Origin of the sequence: Streptomyces sp. IBSBF 3136 (assembly GCF_036815105.1) — a bacterium.
Lineage (GTDB): Bacteria > Actinomycetota > Actinomycetes > Streptomycetales > Streptomycetaceae > Streptomyces.
The window spans coordinates 1-10,978 of sequence record NZ_JAJSZC010000098.1 but is presented as its reverse complement, the minus strand read 5'-3'; the positions used below and the strand labels follow the sequence as shown (position 1 = coordinate 10,978).

The 10,978-nt window shown below is 70.9% G+C and carries 10 protein-coding genes; 3 read left to right on the top strand and 7 right to left on the bottom strand.

The features are described from left to right. Positions 1-83: 83 nt before the first annotated feature. From V7E45_RS21385 to tkt, 7 genes are all read right to left on the bottom strand, one after another. On the bottom strand, positions 84-536 hold the full coding sequence (locus tag V7E45_RS21385; protein ID WP_333775809.1) for a hypothetical protein: 453 nt from the start codon (positions 534-536) through the stop codon (positions 84-86). Between the two features lie 26 nt (positions 537-562). Beyond that, entirely contained in the window at positions 563-1,057 is a 495-nt protein-coding gene (locus V7E45_RS21380; RefSeq protein WP_333775808.1) for a lamin tail domain-containing protein, read from the bottom strand. 199 nt (positions 1,058-1,256) lie between these two features. After that, on the bottom strand, positions 1,257-2,039 hold the full coding sequence (gene pgl / locus V7E45_RS21375) for a 6-phosphogluconolactonase (RefSeq protein WP_333775807.1): 783 nt from the start codon (positions 2,037-2,039) through the stop codon (positions 1,257-1,259). Beyond that, positions 2,036-3,082, bottom strand: coding sequence for a glucose-6-phosphate dehydrogenase assembly protein OpcA (opcA, locus tag V7E45_RS21370; protein WP_333775806.1), 1,047 nt, complete (start codon positions 3,080-3,082; stop codon positions 2,036-2,038). The genes pgl and opcA overlap by 4 nt, the downstream gene beginning before the upstream one ends. Further along, positions 3,079-4,617: a glucose-6-phosphate dehydrogenase gene (zwf, locus tag V7E45_RS21365; RefSeq protein WP_333775805.1), complete on the bottom strand. Its 1,539-nt coding sequence runs from the start codon at positions 4,615-4,617 to the stop codon at positions 3,079-3,081. Before zwf ends, opcA begins: the two co-directional genes overlap by 4 nt. Before the next feature lies 1 nt (position 4,618). Further along, entirely contained in the window at positions 4,619-5,737 is a 1,119-nt protein-coding gene (gene tal, locus V7E45_RS21360; protein WP_333775804.1) for a transaldolase, read from the bottom strand. Positions 5,738-5,770: 33 nt separating this feature from the next. Beyond that, positions 5,771-7,858, bottom strand: a complete 2,088-nt coding sequence (gene tkt / locus V7E45_RS21355; protein ID WP_333775803.1) for a transketolase — start codon at positions 7,856-7,858, stop codon at positions 5,771-5,773. Positions 7,859-8,238: 380 nt separating this feature from the next. Between tkt and V7E45_RS21350 the strand changes: the two genes are divergently transcribed. The 3 genes from V7E45_RS21350 to V7E45_RS21340 all read left to right on the top strand — a co-directional run bounded on the left by V7E45_RS21350 (position 8,239) and on the right by V7E45_RS21340 (position 10,956). Further along, positions 8,239-9,228, top strand: a complete 990-nt coding sequence (locus V7E45_RS21350; protein ID WP_443056122.1) for a heme o synthase — start codon at positions 8,239-8,241, stop codon at positions 9,226-9,228. A gap of 90 nt (positions 9,229-9,318) precedes the next feature. Then, positions 9,319-9,642 carry a hypothetical protein gene (locus V7E45_RS21345; RefSeq protein WP_333775801.1) on the top strand — a complete coding sequence of 108 codons (324 nt, stop codon included), beginning with the start codon at positions 9,319-9,321 and terminating at the stop codon, positions 9,640-9,642. 207 nt (positions 9,643-9,849) lie between these two features. Next, entirely contained in the window at positions 9,850-10,956 is a 1,107-nt protein-coding gene (locus V7E45_RS21340; RefSeq protein WP_333775800.1) for an amidohydrolase family protein, read from the top strand. Positions 10,957-10,978: the final 22 nt, after the last annotated feature.

The window sequence follows — 10,978 nt, the reverse complement described above, 5'->3', positions numbered from 1 at the left end:
TCGAGGTGCCCGGTGACGGCGGCGGCCGCCCGGGGGGGGGGGGGGGGGGGCGGCGCCCCCCACCCCCTCCCCGTCCGCGTCGATCAGGCGTACGTCCAGCGCCAGGCGTTGGAACTGTAGGCGCATCTGATCCGGCTACCGCTCGCGGTGGTGGTCGTCGCCCCGTGGTCGCTGTTCCGGCAGAACTGGCCCGCCGAGTAGCAGTTGCCCGCGTTGGAGACGATGGAGCAGGTGCCGGCGCCGGTGCCCGTGGTGTGACTGCGCACGGTGCCGGAGGCGGCCCGGGTGACGGTGACGGTGACGGTCGGTCCGGGCTTCCTGACGGTCTTCGTCTTCGTCTTCGTGACCGTCGGCCCGGGCTCGGGCGAGGCGGTCACCGTGGCCGTCGCCGTGACGGTCACGGTGGGGCGGGGCGCCGGCGACGCCTTGGCGGTGTCGTCGTGGGCGGACCCGCAGCCGGCGGCGCCGGCGGCCAGCAGGGCCACACCTGCCGCCCACAGCCGTATGCGCCGGTTCGGGTTCTTGTACGGATGCATGGTCACTCTCCTCGGACGACGCTCTGTCAGCCGTGGAAGGTGATGTAGCCGTTGCCGTCGCCGTCGTCGCGGGACTTGGTGTAGGCGTGGGTGTCCGCGTGGGCGCCGGAGGGCTTGTACAGGTAGATGGTGTCCTTGTCGTTGTTCCAGATGAAGTTGCAGTTCTGGCGGTAGACGACGTTCCTGGCGTCCGAGTCGGTGCCGTGGCCGCCGCGCAGCTTCACGTAGTCGCCGGGCTCGAGGTAGTGGTTCGCCGGGAAGGTGAACCGGTTGCCGGTGGCGTCCTTGACGACGTAGCCCTTGAGGTTCACCTTCGCGGTTCGCGAGTAGTTCTTGATCGTCAGGTACTCGCTCCTGCTGTTGCCCGTGGCGCAGCTGTTCGAGTCACGCCCCGGGGCGTCGTACTGGACGCCCTTGATCTTCAGGGCCGAGGAGTACTCGGCGGCCTGGGCCGGAGCGGCGATGACGACGGCGAGCGTTCCGGCGGCGGCGGTGGCGGCCAGGGCGAAGCGTATGCGCATGAGGTCCCCCCTCAGAGATGCGATCGATGCGCCCCGCAGCTTACAGAAAAGTTCAGTGTTGTATGAATCTTTCGTGGAGATCGTGCAGGAGGAGTGGTGAACGGGGGGCGACCGCGGGCTCGTCGACGAGCCGGCACATACGACGAGGGCGGCAGGGGAGTCGTCCCCTGCCGCCCTCGTTCCTCGGAAACTCAGCCGTTCACGGTGAGGCCGGCGGATACAGCGACCGCGGCAACTGCGAGGCCGCCGCGGCGTCCAGCAGCCACAGCGTGCGCTGACGGCCGTACGCCCCGGCCGCCGGGGCCTGGATCTCGCCCGCGCCCGACAGGGCGATGGCGGCGGCCTCCGCCTTGTCCTCACCGGCCGCGAGCAGCCAGACCTCACGGGCCGACCGGATCGCCGGCAGGGTCAGGGTGACCCGGGTCGGCGGGGGCTTCGGTGCCCCGTGGACGCCGACCACCGTCCGCTCGGTCTCCCGGACCGCCGGCAACTCCGGGAACAGCGAGGCCACATGGGTGTCCGGGCCGACGCCCAGCATCAGGACGTCGAAGGAGGGCACCGCGCCGTGGTTCTCGGGGCCGGCCGCCTTCGCCAGTTCCTGTGCGTAGGCCTCGGCCGCCGCCTCCACGTCCGCGCCGTGCGGGCCGTCGGAGGCGGGCATGGCGTGCACGCGCTCCGGGTCCAGCGGAACGGAGTCCAGCAGGACCTCGCGGGCCTGCGTGACATTGCGCTCCGGATCGCCCTCGGGCAGGAACCGCTCGTCGCCCCACCACAGGTCGAGGCGGCCCCAGTCGATGGCGTCCCGGGCCGGTGCCGCCGCCAGCGCGGCCAGCAGGCCGTTGCCGTTGCGGCCGCCGGTGAGGACCACGGACGCGCTGCCCCGGGAGGCCTGCGCGTCCACGATCTTCGTGATCAGGCGGGCCGCGGCGGCCTGCGCCATCAGTTCCTTGTCGCGGTGCACGACCAGCTGAGGGGTGCTCACTTCGCCGCCGCCTTCTTCGCCGGGGCCCTCTTGGCGGCCGCCTTCTTGGCCGGCGCCTTGGCCGCCTGCTGCTCCGGCTCCGGCTCCGCGACCGGCTCACCGGACGCGGGCTCCGGGACGGTGGCCAGCCGCTCCACGCCGAAGCGCAGCGCCGACGCGTAGGTGTCGTCCGGGTCGAGCCGGCGCAGCTCCTCCGCGATCAGCTCGGCGGTGTCCCGGCGCTTGAGCGCCACCGCGCGGGCCGGCTGCCCGTCGATGGCCAGGGTGGCCAGCGAGCCGTCGGCGCGGTCCAGGACGATCGGGCCGCCGCTGGTGGTCATGCGGACGGCGGTCAGGCCCGGGCCCGAGGACAGCGAGCGCCGGACGGGCACGTCCAGCCGGTCCGCGAGCCACATCGCCAGCAGCTCACAGCTCGGGTTGAACTCCTCGCCCTCGACCTCCACGGACCGCACCTCGCAGACCACCTGGTCCAGGGCCGCCGCCAGCATCGAACGCCACGGCGTGATCCGGGTCCAGGACAGGTCGGTGTCGCCGGGCCGGTAGGACTGGGCGCGGGCGGACAGCTCCCGCACCGGCTGCTCGGCGGTGTAGGTGTCGGTGACCCGGCGCTGGGCCAGCGCGCCCAGCGGGTCCGCGGCCGGGTCCAGCGGGGCGTTCACCGGCCACCACACGACCACCGGGGCGTCCGGCAGCAGCAGCGGCAGCACCACGGAGTCGGCGTGGTCGGACACCTCGCCGTACAGCCGCAGCACGACCGTCTCACCGGTGCCCGCGTCGGCGCCCACCCGCACCTCGGCGTCCAGCCGCGAGGACGTGCGGTCGCGCGGGGAGCGGGAGACGCGCTTGATGACCACCAGGGTGCGCGAAGGGTGCTCGCGCGAGGCGTCGTTGGCGGCCTTCAGGGCGTCGTAGGCGTTCTCCTCGTCGGTGACGATGACGAGGGTGAGGACCATGCCGACGGCGGGGGTGCCGATGGCGCGGCGGCCCTTGACGAGCGCCTTGTTGATCTCGCCGGCGGTGGTGCCGGTCAGGTCTATCTTCATGGCCGGCGCCAGCTCCGTCCGTCTCGTGCGAGCATCTCGTCCGCCTCCACGGGGCCCCAGGTGCCCGACCGGTACTGCGCGGGTTTGCCGTGCTTGTCCCAGTACCGCTCGATCGGGTCGAGGATCTGCCAGGACAGCTCGACCTCCTCCGTGCGCGGGAAGAGGTTGGCGTCCCCGAGCAGCACGTCCAGGATCAGCCGCTCGTAGGCCTCCGGGCTGGACTCCGTGAAGGACTCGCCGTAGGCGAAGTCCATGGAGACGTCCCGGATCTCCATCGAGGTGCCCGGCACCTTGGAACCGAAACGGACCGTGATGCCCTCGTCGGGCTGGACGCGGATGACGACCGCGTTCGAGCCCAGCTCCTCCGTCGCCGTGTGGTCGAAGGGGGAGTGCGGGGCCCGCTGGAACACCACCGCGATCTCGGTGACCCGGCGGCCCAGCCGCTTGCCGGTGCGCAGGTAGAAGGGGACGCCCGCCCAGCGGCGGTTGTCGATCTCCAGCTTCACGGCCGCGTAGGTGTCGGTCTTCGACTTCGCGTCGATGCCGTCCTCTTCGAGGTAGCCGATGACCTTCTCGCCGCCCTGCCAGCCGGCCGCGTACTGGCCGCGCACCGTGCTGCGGCCCAGGTCCTTCGGCAGTCGTACGGCGCCGAGCACCTTGGTCTTCTCGGCGGCCAGCGCGTCCGCGCCGAAGGAGGAGGGCTCCTCCATCGCGGTCAGCGCGAGCAGCTGCAACAGGTGGTTCTGGATGACGTCACGGGCGGCGCCGATGCCGTCGTAGTAGCCGGCGCGGCCGCCGATGCCGATGTCCTCGGCCATGGTGATCTGCACGTGGTCCACGAAGGACCGGTTCCAGATCGGCTCGAACATGGTGTTGGCGAAGCGCAGCGCCAGGATGTTCTGGACGGTCTCCTTGCCGAGGTAGTGGTCGATCCGGAACACCTGCTCCGGCTCGAACACCTCGTGCACGACCTTGTTCAGCTGCTCGGCCGACTCCAGGTCGTGGCCGAACGGCTTCTCGATGACCGCCCGCCGCCAGGAGCCGTCGGTCTGGTCGGCGAGGCCGTGCTTCTTGAGCTGCTGGATGACCACCGGGAAGGAGCGCGGCGGCACCGACAGGTAGAAGGCGAAGTTGCCGCCCGTGCCCTGCGCCTTGTCCAGCTCCTCGATGGTGGCCCGCAGCCGCTCGAACGCCTCGTCGTCGTCGAAGGTGCCCTGGACGAAGCGCATCCCCTGGATGAGCTGCTGCCAGACCTCCTCACGGAACGGGGTGCGCGAGTGCTCCTTGACCGCTTCGTGGACGACCTCGGCGAAGTCCTCGTGCTCCCAGTCGCGGCGGGCGAAACCCACCAGGGAGAAGCCCGGCGGCAGCAGACCCCGGTTGGCGAGGTCGTACACCGCGGGCATCAGCTTCTTGCGGGACAGGTCGCCAGTGACACCGAAGATGACCAGACCCGACGGCCCCGCGATGCGCGGGAGCCGTCGGTCGGCCGGGTCACGAAGCGGGTTCGCTCCGGAACCGGAAACGGGTGACAAGTCAGCCCTCCGAAGGGGCGAGGCGCTCGAGCTCCGCCTGGGTGGACTTCAGCAGGTCGTTCCAGGACGCCTCGAACTTCTCGACGCCCTCCTCCTCCAGCACCTGCACGACGTCGTCGTACGAGATGCCGAGCCTCTCCAGCGCGTCCAGGTCGGCACGTGCCTGCTCGTAGGTGCCGGACACGGTGTCGCCGGTGATCTCGCCGTGGTCCTCGGTGGCCTCCAGGGTGGCCTCCGGCATGGTGTTGACGGTGTTCGGGGCGACCAGCTCGGTCACGTACATCGTGTCCGGGTAGGCCGGGTCCTTCACACCGGTCGACGCCCACAGCGGACGCTGCTTGTTGGCGCCCGCCTTCTCCAGCGCGTTCCAGCGGTCGGAGGAGAAGACCTCCTCGTACGCCTGGTAGGCGAGCCGGGCGTTGGCGATGGCGGCCTTGCCGCGCAGCGCCTTGGCCTCGTCGGTGCCGAGGGCGTCAAGGCGCTTGTCGATCTCGGTGTCCACGCGGGACACGAAGAAGGACGCCACGGAGTGGATCTTCGACAGGTCCAGACCGCGCTCCTTGGCCCGCTCCAGACCGGAGAGGTAGGCGTCCATGACGGCGCGGTACCGCTCGAGGGAGAAGATCAGGGTGACGTTGACGCTGATGCCGAGACCGATGACCGAGCTGATCGCCGGGATGCCCGCCATGGTGGCCGGGATCTTGATCAGGGTGTTGGGGCGGTCGACGAGCCAGGCCAGCTGCTTGGCCTCGGCGACGGTCGCCTTCTCGTTGTGCGCGAGGCGCGGGTCGACCTCGATGGAGACCCGGCCGTCCTGGCCGTCGGTGGCGTCGAAGACCGGGCGCAGGATGTCGGCGGCGTCCCGGACGTCCGCCGTCGTGATCATGCGGACGGCCTCTTCGACGGTGACCTTGCGCGCGGCGAGGTCGGAGAGCTGCTGGTCGTAACCGTCGCCCTGCGAGATCGCCTTCTGGAAGATCGTCGGGTTGGTGGTGACGCCCACGACGTGCTGCTGGTCGATCAGTTCCGCGAGGTTGCCGGACGTGATCCGCTTGCGCGACAGGTCGTCCAGCCAGATCGCGACGCCCTCCTCGGAGAGGCGCTTGAGTGCGTCTGTCATGGAATTACATCTCCTACGTGTCGTATATGAGCGTCAGCGCTGGGCGGCGGCGATGGATTCCCGCGCCTTGGCGGCCACGTTCTCGGCCGTGAAACCGAATTCACGGAAGAGGACCTTGGCGTCGGCGGAGGCACCGAAGTGCTCCAGGGAAACGATGCGGCCGGCGTCCCCGACATACTTGTGCCAGGTCAGGCCGATGCCCGCCTCGACCGAGACACGGGCCTTGACGGACGGCGGCAGCACGGAGTCCCGGTACCCCTGGTCCTGCTCCTCGAACCACTCGACCGACGGCATCGACACCACCCGCGTCGGCACCCCGTCGGCCTGGAGCTGCTCGCGCGCCTCGACGGCCACGTGGACCTCGGAGCCGGTGGCGATCAGGATCACCTGGGGCTCGCCGCCCTCGGCCTCGAACAGCACGTAACCACCGCGCGCCGCGTCCTCGTTGGGCTCGTAGATCGGCACGCCCTGACGGGTCAGCGCGAGGCCGTGCGGGGCACCCTTGCCGAACTCCTTGGTGTAGCGCTTGAGGATCTCGCGCCAGGCGATCGCGGTCTCGTTGGCGTCCGCCGGGCGGACGATGTTCAGGCCCGGGATGGCGCGCAGCGAGGCCAGGTGCTCGACGGGCTGGTGGGTGGGGCCGTCCTCGCCGAGGCCGATGGAGTCGTGCGTCCACACGTACGTCACCGGCAGGTGCATCAGGGCCGACAGGCGGACCGCGTTGCGCATGTAGTCGGAGAACACCAGGAAGGTGCCGCCGTACACGCGGGTGTTGCCGTGCAGCGTGATGCCGTTCAGCTCCGCGCCCATGGAGTGCTCGCGGATGCCGAAGTGGATCGTGCGGCCGTACGGGGAGGCCTCGGGCAGCGGGTTGCCCTCCGGCAGGAAGGAGCTGTCCTTGTCGATGGTGGTGTTGTTGGAGCCGGCGAGGTCGGCGGAGCCGCCCCACAGTTCGGGGATCACCGCGCCCAGCGACTGGAGCACCTTGCCGGAGGCCGCGCGGGTGGCGAGGGCCTTGCCCGGCTCGAAGACCGGGAGCTTCTCCTCCCAGCCGGTGGGCAGCTCACCCTTGCTGATGCGGTCGAACTCGGCCGCGCGCTCGGCGTTGCCGTCGCGCCACTCCTGGAAGGACTTCTCCCACTCCGCCTTGTGCTGGCGGCCCCGGTCCAGGGCCTGGCGGGTGTGGCTGAGCACCTCGTCGGAGACCTCGAAGGTCTTCTCCGGGTCGAAGCCGAGGACGCGCTTGGTGGCCGCGACCTCGTCGTCGCCGAGCGCGGAGCCGTGCGCGGCCTCGGTGTTCTGCGCGTTCGGGGCCGGCCAGGCGATGATCGAGCGCATCGCGATGAACGACGGCCGGTCGGTGACCTGCTTCGCGGCCTCGATGGCGTTGTAGAGGGCGTGCGGGTCGAGGTCGCCGTCCGGCTTCGGGGCGATCCGCTGCACGTGCCAGCCGTAGGCCTCGTACCGCTTGGTCGTGTCCTCGGAGACGGCCGTCTCGGTGTCGCCCTCGATCGAGATGTGGTTGTCGTCCCACAGCAGGATCAGGTTGCCCAGCTTCTGGTGGCCGGCCAGCGAGGACGCCTCGGCCGAAATGCCCTCCTGCAGGCAGCCGTCGCCGGCGATGCAGTAGATGTAGTGGTCGAAGGGGGACTCGCCCTGCGGGGCCTCGGGGTCGAACAGACCGCGCTCGTAGCGGGCGGCCATGGCCATGCCCACCGCGTTCGCCACACCCTGGCCCAGCGGGCCGGTGGTGGTCTCGACACCCTTGGTGTGCCCGTACTCCGGGTGGCCCGGCGTCTTCGAGCCCCAGGTGCGGAAGGCCTTCAGGTCGTCCAGCTCCAGGCCGTAGCCGGCCAGGAAGAGCTGCGTGTAGAGGGTCAGGGACGAGTGGCCGGCGGACAGCACGAAGCGGTCACGCGCGACCCACTCCGGGTCGGCCGGGTCGTGCCGCATCACCTTCTGGAAGAGGGTGTATGCGGCCGGGGCCAGGCTCATCGCCGTTCCGGGATGGCCGTTGCCGACCTTCTGTACGGCGTCGGCGGCAAGAACACGGGCGGTGTCCACGGCCCGCTGGTCCAGGTCGGTCCACTCAAGGTCTGTGGTGGTCGGCTTGGTGCTCACCCTGGGTCAGGGCTCCTCTCCACATGTCGGTCGCCGGTCTTTCGGGACATGCCCTCACCCGGCCGCCGGTGCACTGCCTGCCCACCGGCCGTTGTCGAGCCTACCCCCGTAAGGACGTGCGTTTTTTCGAGTCATTCCAGACTGCCGGGACTCTCGGAGATCCGCCTCCCGACTGGCCGAAGAGGTATTCGGCACATGAATACGGAGCCGCTCATCTGACCGCTCAATCGAGTCACCCGAGATCTCGGACGAGCCGTCCGTCAACACGAGCCCACCCCCGCGAAGGGCGAGGTATGGGCAACGTCTAAAGTGGCGTGGTACGCGCGAGCCTTTCACCGGGACCTCACACGGGGGGGCTTGCTGGGATGTCTCTGTCAGGGGTGTGCGTGACGGCCGTCGAATCCCGTCCTGGGGGCACCTCCCAGGCCGTTAAGGTGCTGGGGGAGGGTGAGCTCGCCGGTGCGGGCCAGAGCCCGGTTCACCGGCCGTTCGGGGCCCGCGTCAAGGCGTTCGTGGCGCTGACCAAGCCGCGGATCATCGAGCTGCTGCTCATCACCACCGTGCCGGTGATGTTCCTGGCACAGCAGGGTGTGCCCGACCTGGGGCTGGTGCTGCTGACCTGCGTCGGCGGTTACCTCTCGGCGGGCGGCGCCAACGCGCTCAACATGTACATCGACCGGGACATCGACGCCCTGATGGACCGCACCTCGCAGCGCCCGCTGGTGACCGGCATGGTGAGCCCGCGCGAGTGCCTGGCCTTCGGCATCACGCTGGCGGTCGTCTCGACGCTGCTGTTCGGACTGACCGTCAACTGGCTGAGCGCGTGGCTGTCGCTCGGCGCGCTCCTCTTCTACGTCGTCGTCTACACGATGATCCTCAAGCGGCGTACCTCGCAGAACATCGTCTGGGGCGGTATCGCCGGCTGCCTGCCCGTGCTGATCGGCTGGTCCGCGGTCACCGACTCCATGTCGTGGGCGCCGGTCGTCCTCTTCCTCGTCATGTTCTTCTGGACGCCGCCGCACTACTGGCCGCTGTCCATGAAGGTGAAGGACGACTACGCGCGCGTGGGCGTGCCCATGCTCCCCGTCGTCGCCTCCAACAAGGTGGTCGCCCGGCAGATCGTCATCTACAGCTGGGTGATGGTCGCCGTCTCCCTGCTGCTGACCCCGCTCGGCTACACGGGCTGGTTCTACACCCTGGTCGCGCTCGCGGCCGGCGGGTTCTGGCTGTGGGAGGCCCATGGTCTGCAGAACCGCGCGAAGGCCGAGGTGACCGGCGCGAAGCTGAAGGAGATGCGGCTCTTCCACTGGTCGATCACCTACGTGTCGATCCTGTTCGTCGCGGTCGCGGTGGACCCGTTCCTGCGCTGAGCGTCCGGACTCCCGACGGGAGGGGCGCGTGGTCAAGGCCACGCACCCCTCCCGTCGCCGTTCGATCTACCCGTCGGTAGCATCCTGGCCATGGCAGACGACACGCAGCAGGTTGACCCCAAGGCCGAGCGCACGGCGGCGAAGCTCGCCCGGCAGATCACCGCCTTCGCCAAGGCGCACGGCGGTGCCGAGGGCCAGGTGGCCCACATCGGCGAGCGCGGCGCCCGGATCGTGCTCGTCGGCGAGGACGGCGGCTGGGGCGACCTGGTCGCCCCGGACACCGCGACCGCCGAGCAGGCGGTGGCGAAGGCCGGCATCACCGTGCACGAGTCCTTCGACGGCGAGTTCGCCGCGAAGGTGGCGACGGGGCCGTACGAGTGGAAGCGGATGGCCGGCATCCAGGTCGGCGGCTAGCCACGCGCGGCCGGCGGCCGACCAGCGGCAACCCCTCGGCTGGGCAGCCGTCGGGCCGCGGCTGAGCGGCGGGGCGCGGTCCGCGGGGGCGCGCGCTCGCGGTTCCGCCCGCGGCCGAACCGCGCCCGGACCGCGACCTGACACCCCGGTCACCCGTTAGGACGTGTAGGCCAGCGCAGCGCCCACGCGTCCTCACGGGGAGCCGGAATGATCGAAACGCCGTCCCTCGTGGACCAGTACTGTCACGGCGTACTGCGCACGGAGCTGGGTCTCGGCACCTTCGAGGCCCAGCTCGTGCGGACCGAGGGGCCGCCGGCACCGGGCACCACCCTCTTCGACACCCAGACCGGCTTCGCCGTACGCCGCTGGTGCCCGCCCCTGCTCGGCCTCGAACCGCACTGCCCGCCCGCCCGCTACCTCGCCCGGCGCCGCGAACTCGGTGTCCTGGAGGCGGCCCGCAGGCTGCTGCGCGGCAGTGGCATCACCACCTACCTGGTCGACACCGGGCTGCCCGGGGACCTCACCGGTCCCGACGAGATGGCGTCCACGGCGGACGCCGAGGCCCGCGAGATCGTCCGCCTCGAACTGCTCGCCGAGCAGGTCGCCGACACCTCGGGCACGGTCGAGTCCTTCCTCGCCAACCTCGCCGAGTCCGTGCACGGCGCTGCCGCCGGGACGGTCGCCTTCACCTCCGTCGCCTGCCTCAGACACGGTCTGGCCCTCGCCCCCGAGCCCCCGGGGCCGGGCGAGGTGCGCGGCGCGGCGGGCCGCTGGCTGGCCGGGCGGCGGGTGGGCGGCGAGCTGACCGACCCGGTGCTGCTGCGGCACCTGCTGTGGATCGCCGTCGCCTCCGGCCTGCCCCTGCAACTGCACGCGGGACTCGGCGAGCCCGGCTCCCGCATCGACCGCACCGACCCGGTGCTGCTCACGGACTTCGTCCGGGCCACGGCGGGGCTCGGCACCGACCTCGTCCTGCTGCACGGCTACCCGTACCACCGGCACGCCGCCCACCTGGCCGGCGTCTTCCCGCACGTCTACGCCGACTCCGGCGCGGCACTCGTGCGCACCGGTGCCCGCGCGGCCACCGTCCTCGCCGAGATCCTGGAACTCGCCCCCTTCGGCAAGATCCTCTTCTCCAGCGGCGCCCACGCCCTGCCCGAACTCCACGTCGTCGGCGCCCACTTGTTCCGCGAGTCCCTGGCCCGCGTCCTCGGCACCTGGGTGGCCGACGGGGCGTGGTGCCTGGAGGACGCCCAGCGTGTGGCCCGCATGGTGGCCGCGGGGAACGCGCGGCGGGTGTACGGGCTGGAGTGAGGGGGAGCGAGCGGGGCTCGGC